The following is a 25,402-nucleotide window of genomic DNA, read 5'->3' on the forward strand; positions in this document are numbered from 1 at the left end:
GGTCGACGGTATTCCGTCAGCGGGACTTCTGGTACAGCTTGCCGGCAATCTCGAACATCTCTTCCGGGGCATGAAACGGGCTGACGGTGATGCGCCGATCGCGCGCATAATTCTTGCTGCGCGTGCTTCCAATCCGCCTTCGGTACGTTGCGGATCTGATGCGGCGAATAATCTACACCAGCAGGTCACTGATTGACGGCAGCCTGGCCGCGCTCGATGCCATCGTGGCAGAGTCGATTGCGTGGAATACCGAGGTCGGCGTGACGGGCATGCTGTGGTGGGACGGACGGAATTTTGCGCAGGTCATCGAAGGGGAACATGACGGGGTCGCGGTCACGATAGACCGCATTCGTGGTGACCGGAGGCACCGCGACATGGATGTGCTTTTCGATCGGGTCGTGCTGACCCGTCAGTTCGGCGACTGGGCGATGCGGCGGGCAGATGATGGGGTGGAAAGCACGCCCGGTACCACATTCCTGCTCGGGTTTGCGCTGGGCGAGCCGACGCCTTCAGCGAAGCGCCTGTATGACATCATCATCGCCACCGAGAGCTGAGGGCAGGGGCCTGTCCGGGCTGCATCAGTGAACTGAACCTCGAGAAGGCGCAGCTGCTGCAGCCGGGCAGTGTAGACTCCCGCAATCGCGCACGCCTCCCGCCTACAAGGCCAGCCACGCCCGCTCGATATGCGGCCTGACGATCAGCCCGTCTGCCGACCAGTCATAGTCGATCGAGCCCCCTAGCTGGCTGGCCAAGTATCTTTACACCAACTCGCTGCCAAAGCCTGCCGAGCAGTCTGGTGGTGACACCGCCGGGCCGCCACGCTCCAGCCAGGTGAGGGCAATCTGATCGCCAGCGGCTGCACTGGTGATGTCGAGCGGACCCGTGTTTCCCGGCAGCGCGCCATCCTTCATGGAGTTTGTCACGAGTTCATGGCCAGGTGCAGGTGCTCTGGTCGCCATTGCCGATCCGCTGGCGTTGCCGCAGTCACGTTCGTTCCTGTTTCCGCTTCCGTTTGCGCCTTTGCCTGCATAATCACCGCCTGTTTCATGACAGTCTTCCAGGCTCCAGCCTCGTCACTGGGGTTCGTGCCGCCTGGCGGTCCGTGTGCTGAGAGGAGCGTGCTGCATCGTGTCACGTCGAAAGTCTTTGCCGCATCCGTCAAAGACGATCTGGCGATGCTGACAGGAGCTGGACACGTCCGCCAAGAATCTCGATCGTAAATTCTTCGGCGGATATCGCCGATGCCGCGCATGGCGGGCGGAGACCCTGTGGCGGGCGCACGCCATCCTCCCCGCCATGGCCGCATCCCTCAGGCGGGATTCCGACCCTGCCGCCCGGTGACGAGGGTCGTGCCGTTCAGCTGACCAGCGAACGGTTCCGCAAGAGGCCGAGGTGATGAGGCAATTTCTCACCAGACATGCCGCAGCCTGTAGCCTTCAGCGCGGCAGCCGCCGCAGAACTGCCGCTTCACCTGCGTCGATCTGCGATCCCCGCCGCTCACCTCGCGCCCCGGGTCCGGTGCTGCCATGCTCGGCAAAGCGCGCCTCTTCCGGCTGGAGCATGGTCCGGGGATTGCCGCTGCGATCGGTGTACCACATCTCCGTCCATCCGGCCGGAGCGATATGGGCGTCCATCCAGCAGGCGAGATAGGCGGTCATGCCCGCTGCCTCAGGATTGCCGTAGCGTCCATCGGGGAAGGCGGCGGAGGGGCGCCACGGGCGGCCCAGGTAGACGCTGCCATCGTCCACGCCATCGTCGCGGGTCAGCCTGCAGCGATCGAACACCAGCCCGGTCGCGTGCCGCAGCAGGGTACTGGGCGCAGCGATGTAGCCGGTGACCTGCGCGGGATCAGGCCGCAACCGGGACCGGATCTCGCACCCCTCGAACAGTGCCGCGCCTGCGCCGAAGATGAAGTCGTAGCTGCCGCTGATCAGGCAGTCGCGCAGCATCGTGCGCCCGGCATCGGGGAAGAAGGTGTCCTGATGGCTGGCGATGGTGACGCGTTCCAGGACGGCATCATCGCTGTTCTGGTTCAGCATCAACGCCACCGCCTGCGGGCCGCGCGGATCGTCCGACAACAGGCGGGCGCCGGTCCTGCGCATCTCGGCAATGCCGTCGAACGTGTTCTCGATCGTCAGGTCGCTGGCCCGGAAACCCGGTGCCGTTACCGTCAGTACGGGCGTGCGGAAGGTGCCATACGGCCGCCCGTCCGGCGCGATCAGCCCGGATGCCGCGGTGAAGCACAGCCGCGTCGTTGCGCGCTCCTCCCCGTGCAGATGCACATGCGGGGCCGACAGGGTCAGCTGCTCCTGCCAGTCACCCCGGGCGATCCAGATCCGGAACGGCCTGGTGCCGGCCAGGGGAGCGGCGGCCAGCGCCCCGCCGACACTGGCGTGGCGCGGACCTGCCGGCACATCCGTTCGCGCAAGGGGCGCGACCACTGCGTCGAAATGGCCGGCCGGGGGTTCCGCGGTGACGCACCCCGCCAGGACCAGCAGCCCCGCCGCAGCCAGCGTCTGGCGGCGGGTGAAGGCGAGGTGCTGGTCCATGCTGTCGATCCCCATCAGAACTGGAAGCGTGCGCCGAAGTAGAACTGCCGCCCGGTATGGGTGTTCACCAGGATGCTGTCACGCCCGGTATCGGTGAACTGCTCGTTGAACGTATCCAGCAGGTTCAGTCCTTCCAGCGTCAGCCGCAGATTGTCGGTCAGCGAGTAGCCGATCGACCCGTCCAGCGTCAGCGAGTTACGGACCCCGTCCGCGTTGTTGAAGCTGGTGCCGCTGGGGATGGCTGTCAGATAATCGTCGCGATAGGCCGCCGACACCCGCGCGCTGAACACGTCATCCTCGTAATACAGCGTCGCGTTGAAGGCATGCTTGGAAAGACCGAGCAGGTCGGCATCCGTGAAGCCGGTCGGCGACAGACGCGAGAAGTAGGTGATCTTGGAATCCACGTAGGTGTAGTTCAGCAGCGTGCCCAGATTGGCCAGCGCGCCCGGCAGGAAGCTGAACGGCTGCTGGTAGCTGACTTCCACCCCCTTCAGCGGACCGCCTTCGGTATTGACCGGCAGGTTGAACACGAACTCGTCCGACGGGGAGACACCCAGGCCGTCCAGCAATGCCAGCGGCAGGCCGGACTGGTTGAAGGGCTGCACCACGCGGGACGTCTGGATGTAGGTCTTGATGTCCTTGTAGAACAGGCCGACGCCGAGGAACGCCTCTGGCGCGAAGTACCATTCGGCCGACAGGTCCAGCGTGTTGGCGCGGATCGGATCCAGCAGCGGATTGCCCGAACTGACGGAGAACACGCCAACGGTGCTCAGGCTGCCGCCGGGTGTGATCGAGCCGAGGTTGGGCCGCGTCATCACCTTCGCCGCGCCCAGGCGCAGCAGGATGTCGGGCGTCACCTCCGCCGTCAGGTTGAAGGCGGGTAACCAGTCGTCGTAGGAGCGTTCCGCTTCCACCAGCTGCGCCGCACCGGCGACCAGCTGGTAGCCGCGCGAACGCTGGTCGGTGTGGACGTAGCGCAGCCCCAGATCACCACGCAGCGGGATCCCCACATCCACATCAAAGTCGAGCTGCAGGTACCCGGCCGTGTCCACTTCCGTCACGCCGCGGATGTTGCCCCGTGCATTGCCGTTGCTGGCACCCGAAAGTTCGAACAGCCCCTGATTGTTGTAGATGCTGAACAGGTCGGCGAACGCATCGATATCGGGCGCGATCCAGGCATCGGTGTTGCCGGCCGGATCGCCCAGATTGCGACCGAACCCGTCCACCAGATAGGTCAGGCCGGTCAGACTGGTCCCGGCGGGCAGCTGCGGCACCACGCCTTCGTTCACCCGGGCAAGCGCGTCGGATTCGAACTTGTAGCGCTTGATGTTGCCACCAGCCTTCAGCGTGAAGCTGTCGGTCAGTTCGTACGCCAGGTTGAGCTGGCCGGTAAGGATCCGGTTGTCGACGGAGTTCGGCCGCAGCCGGATCTCCGACCGCGGAATGCCGAAGGCGAAGCTGTTCGGATCGGTGACGTCGAAGCCGTAATTGATCAGCGGCAGGTCCGCATTGCCCCGGTAATCGTAGCTGTAGCCATCGGTATTGTTGCGGTTGAGGATGACGGTGGTCTGCACCGGATTGTCGAAGAACGAGCGGGAGAAGCCGACCAGCCCGTTGACGCGCAGCCGGTCGCCGAAGCGGTGCTCGCCCGTCAGCGTGTATTGCGTGTATTCCGTGCTCAGCTCGTCCCGGCGGGTCTCGGTCTGGATGTCGACATCGTTGAACAGGCCGTAGATCATGTCGCCATCGGCATCGATCTCGCCATCCAGCACCACGGCTTCCGGGCGGCCGCCCTGCGATGCCGGCCGTGCAAAGGACAGGTTCTCCAGCCAGTTTTCCGTCCTGGTGGCGTCGAACCGGGAATACAGCACATCCACGCTGAACAGCGTGTCGGCACCCGGCTTCCACTGCAGCGAGCCTGTGATACCCAGCCGTTCCTGATCATGCGTCAGCCGGCCGTAGCGCGGGAAGCGCGGGCTGTAGGTCGCAACGTCGTTTGCTGCCTGGAACGGCGAGGCAGGGCTGTACCCGCCGACATTCTGCCCATCCAGCCAGCCGCCGGAGCCATGCCCTTCCTCGTAGATGCGCCGACCGGTGTAGGAGACGGAGAGCAGCGCGCCGAAGGTCTCGTCCGCGAAGGTGTCGCTGATCACCGCGCTCAGCTTGGGATCGACCTTCTGCGACAGGTCGTTGTAGCCGGCCTGGGCGCTGACGACGGCGGTGAACTCGCCATAATCGAACGGGCGGGCGGTGGTGAGATCCACCGTGGCGCCCAGCGATCCTTCCTCCGTCTCGGCGCTGGCGGTCTTGCGCACGGTGATGTTGTTGAACAGCTCGGACGCGAAGACGTTGAAGTCGAAGGCGCGGTTGCGGTTGTTGCCGCCGGAACTGTCGGTGCCGCCGGCGGTGCTCTGCCCTTCCACCCCGTTCACGCGCACGCGGGTGAATTGCGGGCCGAGGCCGCGGACGGTGATCTGCCGGCCTTCGCCGGCATCGCGCGCGATCGACACACCCGGCAGGCGCTGGATCGCTTCTGCCAGATTGTTGTCGGGGAAGTCGGCCACGTCTTCGGCGGTGATGACGTCGACGATGCCGTTGGCCTGCCGCTTCTCCTGCAGCGAGCGGTCGATGGCGGCGCGGAAGCCGGTGACGACGATCTCGCTGGCGGCATCGCTGCCAGCCGGCAGGGGAGCCTGCTCCACCGGGTTCTGCTGCGGCGGAACCTGCCCCAGCGTGCCTGCCGCGCTGCTGCCGGCCTGTGGCTGTACCTGGGTCTGCGCCGATACCAGCATCGGCCCGACGCGTCCCGCGATCGGCGGCTGCCGGCGGAGCAGGATGGTGCCTTCGTTGCGGCTGACGGTCAGGTGGCTGCCCTGCAGCAGGAGCCGGAGCGCCTGCTCGACGGTCATGGTGCCACGCACGGCACGCAGGCTTTGCCCGCGCAGCGCATCCTGCGTCGCGAGCACCTGTATTCCGGCTTGGCGGGCGAACAGGGGAACCGCGGTTTCCGCCGATTGTGCCGGCACGTTGAATGCCCGTTCCTGCGCCACGGCAGCAGCGGCCGGCATCGTGGCGACAGCGATGACGGAAACGCCGGCAAGCGTTACGGCCCGAAGGTGCATGGTTCTCTCCCCTGTGTACGGCCGGTTTGTCCGGCTTCAACAAACAGGACTCCGCGTCACCGGTTTTCCGTCAGGGTTGCGCGGAATCTTTTTCGCGGAGGCGGATGGTGTTGCCCGTCACGTCGACCGAAGCCCCGAGCAATGTCGCAGCGTCGGCAGCGAAGCCTTGCGGATCACCGATGCGGAACAGGCCGACCAGACGCTGCTGGCGCAGGGCCGCGCCTTCGATCACCAGCTGCTGGTGGTTGTACCGGTTGAAACGCAACGCCGCTTCGTACAGCGTCTCCCCGCTCAGCGCGATACTGCCCTGGCGCCAGGCGAGCCGCCGCTCCATCGCCTCCGGCTCCGTGATCACCTGCGGGGTCTGGCCCGATGCGGGGAACAGGGCCGACTGGCCGGCATGCAGGATCTGCTGGACACCCGGTGTGGCGGTGGACCAGGTCGACACGGAGCCTTCGGTCACCGACACCCGGACGGAGCCGCCGATCCGCTCCACCGCGAATTCGGTGCCCAGCACCTGCACCTGCGCGCGTCCGGCATCCAGCACGAAGGGGCGTTGCTCATCACGCTGCACGTCGAACCAGGCTTCGCCGCGGACCAGAGTGACGCGCCGTTCCTTCGGCTGCAGATCGACCACCAGCTCGCTGCCGCCGTCGATCAGCGTGACCGACCCGTCCGCCAGGGGAACCCGGCGGATCTCGCCGCTGCGGGTCGCCATCCGGTCGCCGGCGACCTGCCAGGGTGCCACCAGCGCGAGCGTCACCGCAGCTGCGGCAGCCACCATGCCGGACAGCGCCAGCCTCCAGCGGCGCCGGGGAGCCGGACCGGGCGCCACCGTGGCAGCATCAGCCATGGACAAGGTCGCTGCGCTATCCGGCACATCGCCCAGCAGGTGCCATGCCGCTTCTGCCCGTAACAGGGCGCCGGCGTGGCGCTCGTCAGCGGCGACCCAAGCGTCGCGCGCAGCCTCCTCCGCCGGGGACAGGGGGGCGCGCACCACCCACTCGCAGGCCGATTGTTCAATCTCGCGTGCGTCGGACATCGCTCGCCTCCGTGCCGCTCTCTATCCGTTCGCCCGCCAGCTGCCGCAGGATCTGTCGCAAGCCCCGCGCGGCTTCGTTCTCGACCACGTTCTCGCTGATGCCCAGCTGGACCGCGATCTCCCGCTGCGACAGACCTTCGACCCGGCGCATCTCCAGCACACGCCGGCAACGCGGGGGCAGGGCCGCGATCAGCGCCCGCACATGCGCCAGTTCCAGCCGGTCGCCGGTGATCCGTTCGGGCGACGGCTCATCGGCGGGCAGGGTGATCGCGTCGATCTCCGTCAGCGCGTCGATCCGCACGATCCGGGCCCGCCGCAGCTGACGCAGTGCGATGTTGCGCGCGGTGACGCGGAAGTAAGCGCGCGGCTGCGCGATATGCGCCACCGATTGCAACCGCGCGAAGCGGGCATAACATTCCTGCACGATATCCTCGACATCATGGAAGCTGACAACGGTGCGGGCGAGCCAGCGACGGATATCCTGCTCGTGCGGCAGGATCTCGCGTGCGATCCACAGGGTCAGTTCTCGCCGGTCCATCAGATTGCAGGATACCCGGTGGAACCCGTTCCGTCAGCAGGGCAGGTCATTTCCTGTGGGAATGAAGCCCGTTCGCGGCAGGCTGACCTGAGCCCGTGGTGCCTCAATCGAGGCTCACGCGTATGATCCTCGCCAGCGACGATTGGAGGCTCGGACGATGAAAGCTGTTCGGATGTATCAGTACGGCGGACCAGACGTCCTGACGTATGAGGATGATGTCCCGCCCCCCGTGGCGGGTCCCGACACCGTGCTGATCAGGTCCGTCGCGACGAGTGTGAACCCGATCGACTGGAAAGTCCGCTCCGGTGTCCGGCAGAAGGACTTCCCGCTGCAGCTGCCCGCGATCCTGGGCAAGGATGTGAGCGGCGTCGTGATGGCAATCGGGAGCGAGGTCCGCAACTTCAGACCCGGCGATCGCGTGATCGCCATGGCCGATGCGACCTACGCTGATGTCGTGGCGGTGCCTGAAGCGCTGTTGACGCACCTCCCCGATGGTGTCGATGCGATCGACGCGGCGGCCATCCCGCTTGTGTCGCTGACAGGCGATCAGCTCGTCCGGGTGGCCGCGAAAGTGGCGCCTGGCTGGACCATCCTGGTCAGCGGTGCGCTCGGCAGTGTGGGGCGCGCGGCTGTGCACGTCGCCCTGAAAGAGGGCGCGAAGGTCATCGCAGGCGTCCGGGGGCGGCAGCTGGAGGAGGCGGAAGCCTTGGGCGCTCACGCGGCCGTGGCTCTCGACGACGAGGACGCCATGGCGAGGCTTGAACCCGTCGATGCCGTCGCCGACACGGTGGGTGGAGAGACTGCGGCGAGGCTTCTTCGCAAGGTCAAAGCCGGCGGCCGGTTCGGCTACGCATCGGTGCTCCCGGACAATGCTGCGAAAGAAGCAGGAGTGGAGGTGAGCCGGGTGTTCGCGCAACCCGACCCGTCCAGGCTGCGCGCGTTTGCCGACGATCTTCGCGACGGCACGTTCACCCTGCCGGTCAGCCGGCACATGCCGCTAAGTGACGCGGCCGCCGCGCATGCGCTGCTGGAGAAAGGCGGAGGCGGCAAGATCGTACTGACGATGTAGGAAGCGGGTGGATCGACCGCTCCCTACAAAGCGCCTTGGCCATCAGGCTCTCCGTTTCGCAAGGTACACCGCCAGCGACACCGTCGACCTCCCGCTGACGCTACGATCATCGGGATCGCTGTCAGGCGACGCTGCCTTGTTTCGTGGCCGGCCTCCTGCACGATCGTTGCTGGCGAAGACGCCTCCCGGCACAGGGTCAGAACGCAACCCGCAATCCGGCCTGGGCAGCGCCCTGGCTGACGTCCTTGCCGGCCTCTCCGTTAGCCGCGCCGAACAATGTCACGCCGCGAGCCAGCATCACATCGGCCCCCAGTGCCAGGATCCCGGTTGCAGCGTCGCGGGCGGCACCGTCTGCGGCGAGTGCGAGCGCTCCGCCGGGCAGGCCGGCCAGCGCCCGCGGGCCCGCACCGTCGACACGGTAACGGATCCCGGCCGTCAGCCATGGACGCAGGCCTGCCCCCTGACCGCCGCGCAGATCCACCGTGCCGTCCACGAACGTCCAGTCCTGCCGCCGCTCAGCGACCGTCAGGGCAAGAGCGCTGCTGCCACTCTCGGCCGTGCCATCCTGCCGGGTGCGGATGAAGGTCGCCCCCACCGACGGCCGCAGGGTCCAGCCGCCGGCCAGCGGCACCGCGTAGTCCACCGCGATGTCGCCGGTCCATGTCCGCAGGTCGTACCCGCCAGTCACATCATCGGCCAGCACCGTGCGCGTGGTCGTCGCGTTGGCGCCGTCATAGGCGATCGTGGCGGTAACACCGATACCGCCAAGGCTCCGCCATCTTGCATGAACGCCCGCAATCACACCGTCCGCATCGGTCCGAGCACCCAGCGAGCGCAACGTCTGTCGATTGTCGCTCCACCCCACGAAGGCGCCGAGCGACAGCCCGGCATTGCCCCAGCCGATCCCGCCAAGCACGCCGTGACCGTCCAGCCGCGCATTGGCGACGCCGGCCGCACCGCCGAGCTCACCCGTGCGGCCCAGGACGGAGGCGAAGGTGTACGGCCCCGCAACGTCGTCGGACGGCGCCGCCAGCACGCCGCTGCGGCCGAGCCGCGCCAGCTCAAGCCCCTGTTCCACGCTGATCTGGCTGGCCGTGGCATAGGCCTGCGGTGCAATCTGAGCGAAGGCGCTCCGGTTCGTTCCGCCCCGCGCATCCACCAGCAGGGGGGCCGCAGCCAGCAGGCCCGCACCGGCACGCCCGCTGGTCAGCAGGTCGTTCACATAGGCGATCGTCCCGCGCACCTGCGGATCGAAGGCCGGATCGTCCATGAACTGTCCCAGCAGCGTGATGCTGTCGGCATCCTGCACGACAAAGCCGAACAGGCCGGCCGACTTGACCACATTGGCGAAGCTGCCGTCGATGCCGCGGGTGGTGGTGATCAGGTCCAGCGACTGGCCGGGCAGGATGCGCTGCGTCGCGACCAGCTCCAGCGTCGCGCCGGACGCGATCGTCAGCCGGCCATCGATCGCCAGCCGGTCGCTCTGGCCGGGTGCGATCTCGAACAGGGTGAGCGATGTCGGCGCCAGTGACACATTGCCCAGGACCGTCATGGTGCCGGGCGATGCGCCCGGGCTCAACGTACCGTCGACCACGACATTCGCCTGCACCGTGCCGGTGGAGCCGAACAGCGCCCCGCGGCCGACCGCGATCCGGTCCGCCACGATCGTCGATCCGGCGAGACCTGTCAGCCTGCCGCCCGTCAGCGTGATCGCGCTCACGCCGGCCCGGCCCGCCACCGTGGACCAGCCGCCAGCGATCTGCAGGCTGGTGAGGCCATCGATGGCGGCAAAGGCAACCGGGGCAGCCTGGCTGCCGCCGCTCACCACCACAGTGCCGCCGCCATTGCCGGAGACGGAGCCGGAGAACCGTCCGCCGAGCGTCAGGCGGCTGCCGGTCGTAGCCAGCCGGACCTGGCTGGCCGCCAGCGATGCGTCTCCAGCGATCGCGAGTTCGCCCGCGACGTCCACGGAGGTGAAGGCATAGGCGTTGCGCGCCAGGGTCAGCCCGCCGAGGCCGCGCGTTTGCAGCACTTCGAAGCCGGTCAGCATGCCCGACAGGGTTGTGGACCGCGCCAGGTCGAAGCGTGCCACATCCATCCCCGCACCACCGGCCACCGTGCCGGCCAGCACGCCACCGGCGGACATGGTGAACAGACTGTCGCCCGCTCCCAGATCCACCGTGCCGTCGATGGCGCCGCCATCGGCCAGCGCCAGTTGCCGGACATCGCCCGCCAGCGCGACGGTCTCGCCCGCCCGGCCCAGCGTGCCTGCGACCGTCAGGGTTCCGGCCGATACCGCGACCGTCTCGAACCCCGCCACGCTGCCGCGAAGGACCGTGGTGCCCGGATTGGTCAGGCGCAGCAGATCCGTCCCCGCACCGCCATCGTAGCGGCCCGTTGGCGCCGCCACGGACAGGGTCAGCATGTCGTCACCGCCGCCCAGGGCGACCGAAGCGACATCGCCCGCCAGCACCACCTGTTCGACCAGGTTGCTGCCGGTGATCGCACCGATGCTGAAGGTGCTGGAGGCCAGCGCCAGGTTGGCGCCCGCCAGCGTCACTTCCGTGAAGTCCTGATCGGGTGTCAGCGACAGCGTGCCCGGCCCCTCCACCGCCAGCCGTTCGAACCCGCTGCGCGCACCGATCCCCTGCCGGTCGCCGGACAGCAGCACGCCATAGGTGTCGCGACCCGCCCCGCCATCGACGAAGCGGACGCTCGACCCGGTTCCCTCGAAATAGGTATCGTTGCCCGAACCCAGCTGCACGCCGCCAGCGATCCGGCCGCGATTGACCACGGTCACTCCGGCATCGCCGCCAGTCACGGCGACGGGCCCGGTGGTGCCCAGCGCGCCGCCGGTCGCCACCATCAGGGTGCCGCCGGCAAGCTCGATGGTCGGCACGGCTAACGCGCCGAGATAGGTAATCGCCTGCGTGCGCGTCTGCATCAGCCGTTCGAACCCGTACACCTGGTTGGCCGCCAGGCTGCCATTCGCGTCGGCCTGCATCACGAACAGGTCGTTGCCCGCGCCGCCGATCGCCGCCTCCAGCCGTGCGCCGGCAACCTGCACGAACACATCGTCACCCGTGCCCATCCAGACCAGCCCGGCCATGGTGCCCCGGTTCTCGAACCGGTCACCGGCGGTGGCGTAGTCAGAGAACCAGACTTCCCCGGTGATCGTGCCGGTGTTGAGGACGGTCGATCCGCCATCGCCGAACATGCCCACCGCGCCGTATGCGCCACCGGCAATCGTGCCCGAATTGGTCAGGCTGGTGATACCGGCAGCATACAGCTGGACGCCGTAGAAGGGCCCGGTGTACGGATCGCCCGACAGGGCCGTCACCGTACCGCTGTTGGTGAAGCTGCCGATCGTCCCCGCAACGCCGCCCGTGATCGTGCCGCGGTTCTCGAGCGCGGCCATGCTGCTCATGAGTGTCTGCCCGGTCTCATACGGGTTGTAGTTGGTCGGGGTATAGACCGCGCCGGTGATCATGGCCTGGTTGACCACCTTGCCCGCGCCACCCACGAACAGGTCGCCTGCATGGGCCGCGCTGGCAGTAACGATCACCGTCGCGCCGGCGGTGGTCGCCTGCACCGCGACGTCTTCGAAATTGATGATGGATGGGTTGGGGTCCAGCGAGACGGTCGCATCGACGTCGCGCAGATGGGCATGGGTATCCTTCCCACGGCCGCCATCAACGATACCGGCGATGCCGGTCGTATCGCTGGTCTGTACGAAAAGGTCGCTGCTTTCGCCGAACAGCACATCGCCGCTGACGGTACCACCAGCCGCGACAAAGGTCGCCGATCCGAAGCCCCGGCCCGGCGTGCCGTCGAACTGCTTGTAATAGCCGACGTCCACCGTGCCGATGATCGTACCGGCATTGGTCACATGGCCGGAATAGGATTACACCGCGAACCCCGATGCGCTGGCGATCGTGCCGCCGGACAGATTCTCCACGCGGGCGATTTCCTGCAACGCCGGGCCGTCCGTCCGGATGGTACCGCTGTTGGTCACCAGCTGCACCTGGCGCGCCGCAGTCGCAGCGGCCCCCGCCACCTGCACGATGCTGCCAGTGTTGGTCAGCGATGCGACGTTGCGCACGCCGATCGCGCCGGCCAGGTTGATCGTGCCGTCGTTGATGACGGTGCTTTCCCGGTGGATGTCGTCCCGGATCGCCGCGGGGCGCAGGTCGTCATACGGGTACGGCACCGGGGTGCCTGTCTCGCGCAGGGTGATGGTACCGGCATTGGTGAAGGTCTGCCCGGTCAGCAGGACCGCCGTGCTGGCGGCGGTGTAATCCCCTGCGACGCGCTCCATCGTGAGGCTGCCGCGGCTGATCACGTTCATCGCGGAAGAGATAGGGCTGCGACCGTCGGCCCGCACTGGGGCCGTGACGAAGATGGCCTGCTTGCCATTGGTAGAGATGTCCACCGTGACATCCGCGGTGCCGGCACCGGCCAGCGTCAGCGTCTGCGCGGTGGTGCCATTGCCCTTCAGCACCAGCGTCGCGCCTTCGGCAACCTCGTACCCTGTGGACCCGAACCCGGAAGGCGGGGCGTAGGTAGCTTCGGCATCGGCCGCCACCCGGTACCGCAGGTTGCCGCCGTTCGCGACGACCCTGCCGTTGATGCCGGCAAACTGGCCAGGCCCCGCGTTGATCAGACTGGTGATCAGCACGTCCGACGCGCCCAGAGTCAGGTTGCCATTCAGCACGCCGCCATCCTCCGCAAAGAAGCGGCTGTAGGCGTAGCCCGCGCCGGGCCCGCCCAGGATCACGTCGCCATTGATGGTGCCGGCATTCCGCACCACGGCATTGTACAGGCTGCCGCCATTCAGGGACCCGATCGCCTGCGTGCCGCCGGTGATGGTCCCGCCGGCCAGGTTCTCGACCGATGCGGCCAAACCCATGGAGATACCCGTTCCCGCGGACCGGATGGTGCCGCTGTTCACCAGCGCACCGTTCAGCACCACGCCAGCCACGCTGCCTTCGATCAGGCCGCTGTTCCGGGGCGTGGCGATGCCATCACTGCCGCCATACGCTTCCAGCCCCACGCCGCCGGTGGAGCGGATCGTGCCGCTATTGTTGACCCCGCCATAGGCAATCACGCCGGTGTTGCCGGCCGTTACCGTGCCGCTGTTCGTGAACGGACCGCTGGCATAGATGCCGCGCCCCACGGCTTCGACCGTGCCGGCATTGGTGAAAGCTCCGTCGGTCCGGACTGCGAAGTCATAGCCGTCGGTCGCGGTCGAGCGGATCGTCCCATCGTTGATTATGGTGTCGACGTAGGCGCCGCGGCCGGTCAGCGCCTGTCCGGCTACCTCGATCGTGCCGCGATTGATCACCGTGCCCGCTCCGGTCACGACCACCGCCCCCGGTGCGACGAAGTTTGCCCCCAGCACCACGCTGCCACCCTTGGCCACATCCAGACCGAGCTGTTCGAACCCGGTGAACAGCGCCACAGGCGTATTGATCACCAGGTCGCCGATCGTGCGGACCTGCACGATGTCGGTGCCGGTGCCGCCATCGATCGCGCCTGTGATCCCGGTAAACAGCGACGCCGATCCGTCATAGCGGGCAAACAGCGTGTCGTTCGTGCGGCCCAGCGTCACGTCCCCGTCGATGATGCCGCCGACGCTGTCGATCGTGCTGGCATCCATGCCGGCGAAAGTGGCACGGGCCATCACGTCGCCTTCGATCCTGCCGCGGTTGACGAGTACGACGATATTGGTGGCGTCGATCGCCATGCCGTTCGTCCCGCCGGTGACCACGCCGCCAGCCAGATTGTCCAGCCGCACATCCCGACCGCCCAGCGCCGCGCCGCTGCCGCTGTTGGCGATGGCGCCGGTGTTCGTCAGCCTGGCATAGGCGGGGGTGAGGTCCCGCAGGGTGGCAGCACTGCTGCTGGACCGGATCGTCCCGCTGTTCGCCTTCACCCCAGGCAGCTCGTCGAAGCTGGCGGTGGTGTCGATCGCCGACAGCGAACCGCCATCGATCACGCCGGCATTGTCGAGCCGGCCCACGGGGCCACGGATCGCGCCGATCGTGCCGCCCTGGCGATTGGTGATGTTGCTGCCGGTGCCGAAGCCATCACTGTCCGCGGCCACGGCGATCCCGGTGGTGCCGCTGATCGTGCCGGCATTGTCGATCGTCAGCACGCTTCTGGAGAACGTGTTCTGGGTGATGACCGGCGCCCGGATGCCGACCGCGCCGGTGACGACGCCCCCGGCCCCGATCGTGACAACAGCCGCCGTGCCCTGGGGGCTGGAGAAGCTGCCGGGGCGTCTGACGGCCGGCAGCACGTCGATGCCTGCGCCGTTCCGGCCATCAATGCGCCCCTGCACATCCACCGTGGCGCGTTCCAGATCCCAGCTGCTGCCATCGGGGATGCCGATCACCATCGGCCCGTCCACCTGCGCACCTGCCAGCACGTTGATCGTGGTGCTGCGCGTGCTTACCGAGAGGCCGTCATTATCCGTCCCGGCGCAGATCGTGATGCCGCCGGCCTGCGTGGGATGGGGCGCGCATTGTGCAACGGCGGGGCTGGCGAAGGCGGTGCCGATCGCGAACATGCTGGTTCCGAGCACAAAGGATCCCCGGCGCAGCCGCACCGTGCACGTCTCAGCCATTCCCGTATTCCTCCCAAGTGCCAGACCCCCCCGGCACATTCTGCCCCGGGTGATCCCCGATGGATCCGCGGCTGTCCATGCCGTCACGCCGGGTATCCGATCCGTCCGCCAGTACACCCTTGCGCAGGGCTACCTTGCAGCTTGCCGCTTCCGGCCACCCGCCACCTTGTGGTCCGCTGCGGCCATGCGGGCATGCTCGGCCCGAAGTGGCAGCGCAATCGTGCTTGTGACCTTTCGGCATCGCGCATCTTTTGTTTTCGATGCCGGACGCAGCCCGCTTTACACCGGAGCGAACCCGCATAGTAATCGCCTGCAAGCGGGGGCATGAGGACATGACGGGCACAAGCCCGCAGCCTTCTCGCTGGAACAAGGGAGAGGGCATGAACACAGAAACCATTCGCGGCGCCGTGCTGAAGAGTGCAGCCTCCGGTATCGCGCTGTCGCTGGCGCTGCTGGCGATGCCAGCCGCGGCTCAGGATGTGACGCCCGTGCCCGGTGCCGGCGCGCAGGATGATCCGGCGACCCAGGCACCACGCGGCGACACGGCCCTCGGCACGCCGCCCACGCCGGCCCCGGGCGAGGCATCCGAGATCGTGGTCACCGGCTTCCGCGCATCGCTGACCAGCGCGATCAACCTGAAGCGCAACGAGACGGCCGCCATCGACAGCATCGTTGCCGAGGATATCGGCAAGTTCCCCGATGCGAACCTGGCGGAATCGATGCAGCGCATTCCTGGCGTCGCCCTGTCGCGCGGGGATGGCGGCGAAGGGCGCAACATTTCCGTCCGCGGCCTCGGCGCGGCGTTCACGCGCGTGCGCATCAACGGCATGGAAGGCACGTCGCAGACCGGTGCGTCCGACATCTACGGCGCGGGCAATTCAGGTCGCAGCTTCGACTTCAATGCCTTCCCAACCGAGATATTCTCCTCGCTGGCGGTGCGCAAGACCCCGTCGGCCGACGTCGAGGAAGGCTCCCTGGGCGCGACGGTGGACCTGCGGGCCCCGCATCCGCTGGATTTCAAGACCGACTTCGTGGTGTCCGCCACGGCGCGCGGCCTGTACAACGAGGTGGCCAAGACGGTCGACCCGCGCGCCTCGATCCTGGTGTCCAAGCAGCTGTTCGACGGGACGGTCGGGGTCCTGGGCTCGCTCGCCTACAGCAAGCGCAACCTGCGCGAGGTCGGCTACTCCGCGGTCAACGTGCTGCCGGCCTATATCGATGGCGGCTTCTGCTCGCCGGTCGGGTTTGCCCCGCAGAACCCGGCGACCAATGCCGCGCGCGGTACCAACGCCGCCAATTGCTCCACCGGCAACCCGCGCACCAGCACGGCGGCGGCCTACAACACCATCCAGTCGCTGCGCGGCATCAGCAACCAGCCGGGCGGCGGGGCCTTCTTCCCGCGCATTCCGCGCTACGTGAATTCGGAACAGGATGCCGAGCGTATCGGCGCCACGCTGAGCCTGCAATGGCGCCCGACCGAGGACACCGACATCTCGCTGGACGGGCTGTATTCACGGTTCGATGTTGAGCGGCGCGACAATTACATGAGCGCGATCTCGTTCGGGCGGACCGCCACCAATGGCGGCAAGCCGATGACATCGGTGCGCGACATCGAGTTCGATGAACTTGGATCGCTGGTCTACGGCCTGTTCGACGGCGTGGACATCCGTTCCGAAGGACTGGTGGACCAGTTCATCTCGACCTTCAAGCAGGGCAACCTGAACATCGAGCATCGCTTCTCGGACCAGTTCAAGTTCTCCGGCCTGATCGGCTACTCGCATTCGCGCTTCTACAGCCCGCTGCGGCTGCAGACCTTCATGGACATCATCGACGTCGACGGCTTCTCGGTCGATTTCCGTGACGGGGGCAACATTCCCACGCTGGGCTTCGGCGTCGACGTCGCCGATCCGGGCAACTTCCGCTACGCGCCCAGCCCGGACAACAACTTCACCGTTCTGGGCGGTTTCAGCACCGCCGGCCGGCCGCTGCGCAACGATACCAAGAACAAGACGTTCGAGGGCAACGTGGAATGGAACCTGCTTGAACGGCTGACGATCAAGGCCGGCGGCCAGTACCGTGAAAGCGACTTCCAGACGCGGGGCAACAATCTGATCCCCAGCCAGGTGGCGGTGCGCGCCTTGCCCGCCGGAACCACGCTGGCCAGCATCACCCGGCAGATCACCGGCTTCGGCGACCTGCTGGGCGCCGGCTCGCCCGCCGAGTTCTCGGCAATCGACCCCGACAAGTGGCGCGCGACCTTCGGGTTCGACGACTTCCAGTATTGCGGTATCGAGTGCGGTGCCGCCCGTTCGGGCGTGCGGGAACGGATCAAGGGCGCGTACCTGATGATCACGTTTGACACCGGGGACGCGCTGCCGATCCCCATCCGCGGCGATGCGGGCGTGCGCTACGTGCATACGGATCAGGATTCGTTCGGCTACATCCCGGTCACCGCACCGGCCGGATCGCAATATCCGACACTCGGGCAACTGGGCGAGGTCAACCGGTCGTACGAAAACTGGCTGCCTTCGGTGAACCTGGTGGCCGAGCTCACGCCCGAGCTGCAGGCGCGCTTCTCGGCAGCGAAGGTCGTGTCGCGGCCCGAACTGGGGCAGCTGACCCCGACCGCCGGCGTGACCGTCGCCACGCGGACCGGCAACGTCAACAACCCGTTCCTCGACCCGATCGAGGCCGACACGCTCGACTTCGCGCTGGAATGGTACTTCGCGCCGGGATCGCTGCTTTCGGCGGCGTTCTTCTACAAGGATATCAGTACCTACATCCAGTCGATCTCCAGCCAGGTGCCGTACAGCTCCCTGGGGCTGCCCGACGCGCTGCTGGACAACACGCCGTCGACCCCGGCGGACCTGTTCACCGTCAACCGGTCGAGCAACACGCCGGGCGGGCCGCTGAAGGGCTTCGAGCTGAACGCGCAGTTCCCGCTGAGCTTCCTGCCGGGTGCGCTGTCCAACTTCGGCGTGCTTGGCAGCTATACCTATGTCCAGTCGGAGATCGACTACATCCTGGCCAGTGCCAACGGCGTGCCGACGCAGACCACCACCGACGATCTGATCGACCTGTCGCAGCATGCAGCCAGCGGGACGCTGTATTACGAGGATGACCGCTTCAGCATCCGCAGCACCGCCAGCTATCGTGACCGGTTCAACCGGGCGATCCCGTCGGGCGCCAATGACAGCGATGTGCGTGCCAATGCGCCGACCCTGTTCGTCGATGCCTCGGCCTCGTACAACCTGACGGAGAACCTCAAGCTGATCCTGGAGGCGCAGAACCTGACGGACGAGCGCAACACGCTGTATATCGACAGCGTGCGGCAGGACACCCTGTTCGAGACGCGGATCGGCCGTACCTTCACTGTCGGCGCGACGGCGAAGTTCTGACAAGGGCGGGGGACCGGCCGGTGGACCGGCCCCCGCTTGCCATCACTGGAAGATCAGCCCGCCATTCATGGCAGGTGCGCCGGCACGCAGCATGGTGATCACCTCCGCCCCGGCGAGCAGCACCGGGCCGTAGCCGTGCGCGGCGCGCACATGGCGTGGACGATAGTAGTAGAACGCGGGGTCGAAGGCGACGCCGGTGCCGACGCACACATCCTCCACCTCGCCGGCCTCCGTGACCTTGGTGGTCACCCCGTTCCAGGCCAGCATCACCACCGGCGCATAGGCGCGCCGGTCAAGCCACCCGCGATTGACGGCCCGGCCCAGTGCAAAGGCGAACATCGCACTGGCCGAAGTCTCCAGATAGCTGTCGGGCCGGTCGAGCAGCTGGTGCCACAGGCCGGTGCCCGATTGCACGCGGGCGAGGCCGGCCGCATGGGCACGCAGCTGCGCGAGCACCGCGTCTCGGCTGGGATGGTCCGCGGGCAGCACCTCCAGCAGTTCGACCATGGCCATCACCGCCCAGCCATTCGCGCGTCCCCAGTGGAAAGCCGGGTGCGGGTCCATGCCTTCCGCCCAGGCATGCATGTACAACCCCTTCTCGGCCACGAACATCCGGCCGGAGAATTGCAGGATCTGCCGTGCCGCATCGTCGAAGTAGCGCTGCTCTCCGGTCAGCGCACCCATCTGCGCCAGGCCCGGGACGCTCATGTACAGATCGTCCAGCCACAGCGTCACCGGCGTCGGCCGCTGTCGCGCCAGCGTCCGGTCCGGCATGCGGAACTGTTGGTTGGCGATCCAGTCGAGATAGACCTCCACCTGCGGGCGGACGCTGGCCCCTGCGACGCCGGCGCGCTGCGCCTTGATCAGGGCGGCCGACATGGCGCCGGAATCGTCCAGCCGGTCAGGCGCCAGCATGTTGCGTACCGGCGTCGTCTGCGGATCGACGCGGCCTGCACGGTACCGCCCGGCAAGATCGGCAACGAAGTTGATGCGATCGGCGGCGTAGCGCGTGTAACGGGGATCGGACGTGACCTCTCCCGCCAGCAGCGCGCCGGCATAGGTGACGCCCCATTCATAGCTGGTCAGCTTGAAGCCCGGACGGAAGCGGCTGTCGGGCCGGGCCGCACCCACCGCCACGTCGCGCCCGTCGGCATCGACCAAGCCAACCGGTGTCTCGCGTTCGATATAGCCGAGCACGCGGTCCATCACCGTCTTTACCGATGCCTCGGTCGTGCCGCTGTAAGGCATGGGATATTCGGGGACGAGTCGCGTGGCGCCGTCGATGCTGGGGTCCACCGCCGCCCGGCTCTGGGCGGGTAGTGGCACGGTCTGCGCGACCGCCGGCATCGTGGCGGCGAGTGTCAGCAGAACGGCGGCATTGCGGATCGCGTGTCGGGCAACGGCCATGTCTTTCTCCCTGGGCGGCGCGCAGTTTGGTTCTGCTTGCTCACTGTTCGAAAACATCTAATCCTGTTGTCACACAACTTACAAGCTGTGCCCGGCGCTTCCTGGCTCCGGGGCAAGAGCAGCATGATCGCGGACCTTGGGAGAGGATCGAACATGAATGAGCAGGGGAAGCTGCCGATGCAACGGCGGTCGGTGCTGGGCGGGCTGGCGGCGGGGACGGTCCTGGCGGCTGCGGCGGAGGCGATGCCGGCCAGCGCCGCGGGCGGGGCAGGGCAGCGCAAGCGCTATGCCTCCGTCGGTGTCGGCAGCCGCAACCGCATGTACCAGCAGGCCATCTGGGGCCCGCACAAGGCACATGCCGAACTGGTCGCGGTGGTCGACACCAATCCCGGCCGGCTCGCGCTGGTCGGGCGCAGCGCGGCGGAAGCGGGGGCGGCGGCGCCCCGGTCCTATCTGGCGAGCGAGTTCGATCAGATGATCCGCGAGCAGAAGCCGGACGTGATCATCGTCACCACCCCGGATGCGCTGCATGACGAGTACCTTGTCCGTGCCCTGGAGGCGGGGTGCGATGTCGTGACCGAGAAGCCGATGACCACCACCGCGGCCAAGGCGCAGCGCATCCTGGATGCGGTGCAGCGGTCCGGCCGGCACATCCGCGTCACGCACAATTACCGCTACGCCCCCTACCGCAGCCAGGTGAAGGAGCTGCTGATGGCGAACGAGATCGGCGATGTGCTGTCGGTCGATTTCCAGTGGCTGCTCAACACCACGCACGGCGCCGACTACTTCCGCCGCTGGCATTCGCAGAAGGAAATCTCGGGCGGGCTGATGATCCACAAGGCCAGCCACCATTTCGATCTGGTCAACTGGTGGCTGTCCGACATGCCGGTGGAGGTGCAGGCGGTCGGCAAGCGGGAGTTCTACACCCCCGCAATGGCGCGCCGGTTCGGCCTGGATGGTCCGCACGAACGATGCCACACCTGCCCGGAGAAGGCGAAATGCACCTTCTTCTTCGACCTGGAGGGCGATCCGGCGCTGAAGGCCATGTACCTCGATCAGGAACGGTATGACGGTTATCATCGCGACCAGTGCGTGTGGCGGCCGACGATCGACATCGAGGACACCATGCACGTCACCGTCCGTTACGGTGGCGGCACCACGCTGAACTACAGCCTGAACGCCTTCAATGCCTGGGAGGGCTACACGATCGCCTTCAACGGCACGAAGGGGCGGCTGGAGCATGTGGTGATCGAGCAGGCGGGAATATCGGGGCTGAACGGTAGCAGCATGGGCGATGCGATCCAGACCCGGATCATCCCCATGCGCGGCGATCCGCGCGACATCACGCCGGCCGTCGGCACCGGCGGACATGGTGGCGGCGACACGCTGATGCTGGCCGAGATCTTCGATCCGAATGTCACCGCCGACCCGTTGCTGCGGCTTGCCGACGAACGGGCGGGTTCGGCGGCGATCCTGATCGGCGTCGCGGCGAACCAGTGTTTCGAGACCAACCGGCCGGTACGCATCGCGGATCTGGTCACCGGGCTGGATGCGCCGGAGATGCCGCCAATGCCGACGCACACCCAGGATGTGCCGATGCCGCCACGGCCCCGCCCACGCAGCGCCTGATCCGTGCTGCGGAGCGGCCCCTTGGCGCTGGGCTATTGCGGCCGCTCGACCCGGAAGAAATCGACATCAACCAGCCCGGCGGCTTCCTGCCCATGCGTGTAGGTGAACAGCGCCGGGCGGGAGCCGCGCCACCACGAGAACTGCGACAGTTCCAGCACCGCCCCGAACGGCTCGAACCGTGCGCCGTCCGCGCTCCAGCTGTAATGGGCGCGCTGGTCCGGTCCAACGTCGGCCCGTAGCCAGACCTGGTGCGGCAGCGGCGGGCCGAGCGTCTCCTGCCCTTCGCTGGCAAAGGCGAGGCGGGTGGTTCCCCCCTCGCGCACCGCGCCGACCCACGATGGGCGCACGCCGAACAGCGCCAGACCAGCGCGCTGGCCATCGGCCATCTGCGACAGGTCCACCGCCGCTGTCATCACCATGCGCGGCCCGACCAGCATCTGCGTCAGCGTGTTGCGTGCGGTGACCAGGTGCCGGGCCGGGGCGGCGCGCAGCCGCATGTGGCCGGGCCGTTCCGTCAGGCTCCACCGGTCGTCATCGGGATTGTGGTTCCATTGCCATTGCAGGCCGAGCTGCCGGTCGGAAAACTCGTCCTCCGCCTGCATGGTGAAGCGCGGGGCGTCCGGCGCCGTAATTGGCGCGGCGTGGCGGGACACCGGCGTACCGGCGATGGCGCCCGGCGCAGCGTCGCCCATCACCGGCCAGCCATCCTGCCAGCGGACCGGCTGCAGGTGCGTGATCCGGCCGAAGGCGCCGGTGGAATTGAAGTGCGCAAACCAGCCCTGGCCCGCTGCATCCTCGACATAGCCACCCTGATGCGGCCCCCTGATGGTGTCGGTCGGCAGCAGCACGTCGCGCCATTCGTAAGGGCCGGTAATGCTGCGTGCCCGCCCCACTGCCTGCGGACCGGTGGACACGCCGCCGATCGGCGCGAAGATGTAGTACCAGCCATCCCGCTTGTAGAGCTTGGGCCCTTCCAGAACGGGCAACCGCGCCTTGTCCTCCGCCACCACGATGCCTTCGTCCAGCACGCGCGTGCCGTCCGGCGCCATGCGGTGCAGGATCAGCGGCCCTGCGCCGACCTTGCCGTGGATCAGCCAGGCGGTGCCGTCATCGTCCCAGAAGGGGCAGGGATCCTCCAGGCCCGGTTCCGCCTTCACCGCAACGGGTGCGCTCCATGGGCCGGCAGGATCGCTCGCCTGCATCATGAAGATGCCTTCGTCCGGCGTCGCGACATAGACCCAGAACTTTCCGGCATGATGGCGGATCGCCGGGGCCCACGGACCGCTGGCATATTTGGTGCCGCCGATCGGCTTGGAAATGGCATCGGTCAGCGTATGCGGCCCGGGCATGTCGTAGAGCGGGCCGAACGGCAGGCGCGGCAGCACATGACCGATGATCCGCCAGCTGATCAGGTCCGCCGATTCCAGCACCGGCAAGCCGGGTGACAGGTGGAAGGAGGAGGACACCATGTAGTACCGGTCGCCCACCCGGATCACGTCGGGGTCCGAGTAGTCGGCCCATAATATCGGATTGGTGTAGGTGGCGGGCGCAGCGTCCTGCGCCTGTGCCGGGGCGGATAGCAGGGCGAGCGGGACCGAGAGCCGCAGCAAGGCACGCAACATATCTCTCTCCCGGACCGAATGCTTTTCACATTATCGGCCGAAAGGCTAAGTTGCAGGGGCACGGCCGTCAACGGCAGGCAGGAGGGATCCGGATGTTGCGGGCAGTGCTGGCGGGCGTGATCGTATGGCTGGCGGCGGCAGGCCCCATGCCGGCGGCGGCGCAGCCGATCGACCGGCAGGCGCTGGTGGCCCGGCACGACGTGCGGCTGGATGCGGTCGATCCCCATGCGCCGGTGATGCTGGGCAACGGGGATCTGGGGTTCACCGCCGACATCACCGGCCTGCAGACCTTTCCCGAAGCCTACGCCCCGCAATCTCCGTTGCTGACCATGGCGCAGTGGGCCTGGCACAACCATCCGAACCCGGCCGGCTGGACCTTGGCCGACGGGGAAACGGACGTGCCGGTGCCGGGGCGGGGACGGCAGCCTTATGCCTGGTTCGACGATTTCACTCTGCTGGAGACGCGCCCGGCCTTGCGCTGGCTGCGGGAGAACCCGCATCGCTTCTCCCTCGCCCGCATCGCCTTGCAGCTGCGCCATGCGGACGGCAGGCCGGCAACGCTGGCGGAGCTGGCTGACACCGACCAGCGGCTGGACCTGTGGCGCGGCGTGCTGGTCAGCCGCTTCCGCTTCGACGGGCAGCCGGTGGTGGTGGAAACGCGCGTCGCCGCGGGCGAGGACACGGTGCTGGTGGATGTCCGTTCTCCCCTGATCGCCAGCGGGCGACTGGCGGTGACGGTCGGCTATCCGGGTGTCGGCCGCAGCATCAACCCCGACCCGTCCGACTGGTCGAACCCGCAGGCGCATCGCACCGAAGTGGTCGGCACCATGCCCGGCGCCGTACTGCTGCGCCGGACGATCGACGATACGGTCATCCATGCGGCGATCCGCACCATGGACGGCAGCGTGGCGCAGACAGGTGCCCACGCCTTCCGCATCGACGGACAGGGCGAGCGGCTGGCCGCCGCCATCGGTTTCGGCCGCGCACCGTTCCTGCCCGCACCCAATGCGGACGCGGCGGACGCGGCGGACGAGGGGTGGCGCGATTACTGGCGCAGCGGCGGCATGATCGACTTCGCCGGCAGCACCGATGCCCGCGCGGCGGAACTGGAGCGGCGGGTGGTGCTGTCGCAGTATCTCGCCAGGGTGAACCAGGCCGGTGCGCTTCCGCCACAGGAGGAGGGGCTGTTCTCCAACAGCTGGAACGGCAAGTTCCATGGCGAGATGGTGCCGTGGCATGCAGCGCACTGGGCCAGCTGGGGGCGGCCGGAGCATCTGCGGCGCATGATGGGCTGGTATCGGGAGCATCTGCCGCAAGCGCTGGCAAGGGCACGGCAGCATGGGCTCACGGGGGCGTGGTGGCCCAAGATGACCGGGCCGGAAGGGCGCGAGAGCCCGAGCCCGATCAATCCCTTCATCATGTGGCAGCAGCCGCATCCGATCTTCCTGGCCGAACTGCTGCGCCGCGCAGATCCGTCCTCCGTCGCGACCCATGCCGAACTGGTGGAGGAAACCGCCCGGCTGCTCGCCAGTTGGCCGCACGCTGCGGCGGACGGCAGCCGCACCCTGGGCCCGCCGATCGTGCCGGTGCAGGAGAACCACGATCCGCTGACGACACGCGACCCGGCGTTCGAGCTGGAATATTACCGCTGGGCGCTGCAGGTCGCGCAGGACTGGCGCGTCCGGGCCGGGTTGCCGCGCGATGCGGAGTGGGATCAGGTGATCGCCGGTCTGCCCGCGCCTGAGCAGGCCGATGGCCTGTACCTGCCGGTGGCAGGCGCGACGGATTTCTGGCCGGCCACGCTGGGCCGGTGCCGCGGCGATGCGACGGGGGAGGGCTGCCTCAACCGCGACCATCCGTCCTTCCTGATGGCGTATGGCTACATTCCCGGCGCCGCCATCGATCCGGCGGCGATGCGGCGTACCCTGGCGGCGACGGAGGCAGGGTGGGACTTGCGCCAGCTATGGGGCTGGGACTACCCGATGGTGGCCATGACCGCTGCCCGGCTGGGTGACGCGGCCGGAGCGGTGGACTGGCTGTTCGCCGACCAAGCCAACAATCGCTGGGGCCGGACCGGGATGACGCCGCGCAACGAACTGCATGCTGGCGAGCCGGGCGGTGCTGACGGACAAGAATATCGCCGCATTGCCGATACCTACTTTCCGTCGAACGGCGCGCTGCTGCTGGCGGTGGGGATGATGGCGGCGGGCTGGGACGGGGCGACCGGACCGGCACCGGGCTTCCCGCAGGAGGGCTGGACAGTGCGCAGCGAGGGAATATTGCCGCTGCCCTGAAGTAGATTGACGCCGATGTGCCAATCTCTGTATGCTGATTCCACAATGTAGAACACCTGCAGGCGTTTTTGTTAACGCTAACAACTTGGTGTCACACGGGGAGA

Annotated in this window: 15 protein-coding genes; 5 read left to right on the forward strand and 10 right to left on the reverse strand. The window is 67.6% G+C overall.

Annotated features, from left to right (window positions below):
• The first annotated feature begins 122 nt into the window (after positions 1-122).
• Positions 123-554 carry a BLUF domain-containing protein gene (locus tag PK98_RS01815; protein ID WP_235425458.1) on the forward strand — a complete coding sequence of 144 codons (432 nt, stop codon included), beginning with the start codon at positions 123-125 and terminating at the stop codon, positions 552-554.
• Positions 555-758: 204 nt separating this feature from the next.
• Here the strand turns inward: PK98_RS01815 and PK98_RS16985 are convergent, their stop codons facing one another.
• From PK98_RS16985 to PK98_RS01835, 6 genes are all read right to left on the reverse strand, one after another.
• Positions 759-923 carry a hypothetical protein gene (locus PK98_RS16985; protein ID WP_161792389.1) on the reverse strand — a complete coding sequence of 55 codons (165 nt, stop codon included), beginning with the start codon at positions 921-923 and terminating at the stop codon, positions 759-761.
• Positions 920-1,048, reverse strand: coding sequence for a hypothetical protein (locus PK98_RS17475; protein ID WP_268745932.1), 129 nt, complete (start codon positions 1,046-1,048; stop codon positions 920-922). The genes PK98_RS16985 and PK98_RS17475 overlap by 4 nt, the downstream gene beginning before the upstream one ends.
• 388 nt (positions 1,049-1,436) lie before the next feature.
• Positions 1,437-2,564 (reverse strand): pectinesterase family protein, encoded by a 1,128-nt coding sequence (locus PK98_RS01820; protein ID WP_052207892.1) that lies wholly within the window; start codon positions 2,562-2,564, stop codon positions 1,437-1,439.
• Positions 2,564-5,671, reverse strand: coding sequence for a TonB-dependent receptor (locus PK98_RS01825; RefSeq protein ID WP_039093843.1), 3,108 nt, complete (start codon positions 5,669-5,671; stop codon positions 2,564-2,566). Before PK98_RS01825 ends, PK98_RS01820 begins: the two co-directional genes overlap by 1 nt.
• A 70-nt stretch (positions 5,672-5,741) precedes the next feature.
• Positions 5,742-6,713 carry a FecR family protein gene (locus PK98_RS01830; RefSeq protein ID WP_039093845.1) on the reverse strand — a complete coding sequence of 324 codons (972 nt, stop codon included), beginning with the start codon at positions 6,711-6,713 and terminating at the stop codon, positions 5,742-5,744.
• Entirely contained in the window at positions 6,691-7,251 is a 561-nt protein-coding gene (locus tag PK98_RS01835) for an RNA polymerase sigma factor (RefSeq protein WP_039093847.1), read from the reverse strand. The genes PK98_RS01830 and PK98_RS01835 overlap by 23 nt, the downstream gene beginning before the upstream one ends.
• A 229-nt stretch (positions 7,252-7,480) precedes the next feature.
• Between PK98_RS01835 and PK98_RS01840 the strand changes: the two genes are divergently transcribed.
• Positions 7,481-8,320 carry an NADP-dependent oxidoreductase gene (locus tag PK98_RS01840; RefSeq protein WP_200884959.1) on the forward strand — a complete coding sequence of 280 codons (840 nt, stop codon included), beginning with the start codon at positions 7,481-7,483 and terminating at the stop codon, positions 8,318-8,320.
• Positions 8,321-8,516: 196 nt separating this feature from the next.
• Here the strand turns inward: PK98_RS01840 and PK98_RS01845 are convergent, their stop codons facing one another.
• Positions 8,517-12,209 (reverse strand): autotransporter outer membrane beta-barrel domain-containing protein, encoded by a 3,693-nt coding sequence (locus PK98_RS01845; protein ID WP_039093851.1) that lies wholly within the window; start codon positions 12,207-12,209, stop codon positions 8,517-8,519.
• 15 nt (positions 12,210-12,224) lie between these two features.
• A complete protein-coding gene (locus PK98_RS01850) occupies positions 12,225-14,948 on the reverse strand; it encodes a beta strand repeat-containing protein (protein WP_039093853.1) in 2,724 nt (907 codons plus the stop codon).
• Positions 14,949-15,328: 380 nt separating this feature from the next.
• Here PK98_RS01850 and PK98_RS01855 point away from each other — a divergent pair, with 380 nt between their 5' ends.
• Positions 15,329-18,346 carry a TonB-dependent receptor gene (locus tag PK98_RS01855; protein WP_052207895.1) on the forward strand — a complete coding sequence of 1,006 codons (3,018 nt, stop codon included), beginning with the start codon at positions 15,329-15,331 and terminating at the stop codon, positions 18,344-18,346.
• A 42-nt stretch (positions 18,347-18,388) separates the two neighbouring features.
• On the opposite strand, the gene PK98_RS01860 is transcribed toward PK98_RS01855, so the two are convergent.
• On the reverse strand, positions 18,389-19,753 hold the full coding sequence (locus PK98_RS01860) for a glycoside hydrolase family 88/105 protein (protein ID WP_039093855.1): 1,365 nt from the start codon (positions 19,751-19,753) through the stop codon (positions 18,389-18,391).
• A 153-nt stretch (positions 19,754-19,906) separates the two neighbouring features.
• Between PK98_RS01860 and PK98_RS01865 the strand changes: the two genes are divergently transcribed.
• Complete coding sequence (locus PK98_RS01865) at positions 19,907-21,382, forward strand: Gfo/Idh/MocA family protein (RefSeq protein ID WP_039093857.1); 1,476 nt, start codon at positions 19,907-19,909, stop codon at positions 21,380-21,382.
• Between the two features lie 32 nt (positions 21,383-21,414).
• Here PK98_RS01865 and PK98_RS01870 read toward each other — a convergent pair whose 3' ends face one another.
• The gene (locus PK98_RS01870) at positions 21,415-23,004 is read right to left on the reverse strand and encodes a glycoside hydrolase family 43 protein (protein WP_039093859.1); all 1,590 of its coding nucleotides are present in this window, start codon (positions 23,002-23,004) and stop codon (positions 21,415-21,417) included.
• A gap of 92 nt (positions 23,005-23,096) precedes the next feature.
• Here PK98_RS01870 and PK98_RS01875 point away from each other — a divergent pair, with 92 nt between their 5' ends.
• Complete coding sequence (locus PK98_RS01875; RefSeq protein WP_052207897.1) at positions 23,097-25,298, forward strand: hypothetical protein; 2,202 nt, start codon at positions 23,097-23,099, stop codon at positions 25,296-25,298.
• Positions 25,299-25,402 lie beyond the last annotated feature (104 nt).

This window comes from Croceibacterium mercuriale (genome assembly GCF_000802385.1).
Lineage (GTDB): Bacteria > Pseudomonadota > Alphaproteobacteria > Sphingomonadales > Sphingomonadaceae > Croceibacterium > Croceibacterium mercuriale.

Coding starts and splice junctions, on each gene's coding strand:
- PK98_RS17475 (WP_268745932.1), bottom strand. CDS start 1,048: ATGAAACAGGCGGTGATTATGCAGGCAAAGGCGCAAACGGAAGCGGAA.
- PK98_RS01865 (WP_039093857.1), top strand. CDS start 19,907: ATGAATGAGCAGGGGAAGCTGCCGATGCAACGGCGGTCGGTGCTGGGC.
- PK98_RS01855 (WP_052207895.1), top strand. CDS start 15,329: ATGAACACAGAAACCATTCGCGGCGCCGTGCTGAAGAGTGCAGCCTCC.
- PK98_RS01835 (WP_039093847.1), bottom strand. CDS start 7,251: ATGGACCGGCGAGAACTGACCCTGTGGATCGCACGCGAGATCCTGCCG.
- PK98_RS01820 (WP_052207892.1), bottom strand. CDS start 2,564: ATGGGGATCGACAGCATGGACCAGCACCTCGCCTTCACCCGCCGCCAG.
- PK98_RS01870 (WP_039093859.1), bottom strand. CDS start 23,004: ATGTTGCGTGCCTTGCTGCGGCTCTCGGTCCCGCTCGCCCTGCTATCC.
- PK98_RS01825 (WP_039093843.1), bottom strand. CDS start 5,671: ATGCACCTTCGGGCCGTAACGCTTGCCGGCGTTTCCGTCATCGCTGTC.
- PK98_RS01850 (WP_039093853.1), bottom strand. CDS start 14,948: ATGGCTGAGACGTGCACGGTGCGGCTGCGCCGGGGATCCTTTGTGCTC.
- PK98_RS01875 (WP_052207897.1), top strand. CDS start 23,097: ATGTTGCGGGCAGTGCTGGCGGGCGTGATCGTATGGCTGGCGGCGGCA.
- PK98_RS01830 (WP_039093845.1), bottom strand. CDS start 6,713: ATGTCCGACGCACGCGAGATTGAACAATCGGCCTGCGAGTGGGTGGTG.
- PK98_RS01860 (WP_039093855.1), bottom strand. CDS start 19,753: ATGGCCGTTGCCCGACACGCGATCCGCAATGCCGCCGTTCTGCTGACA.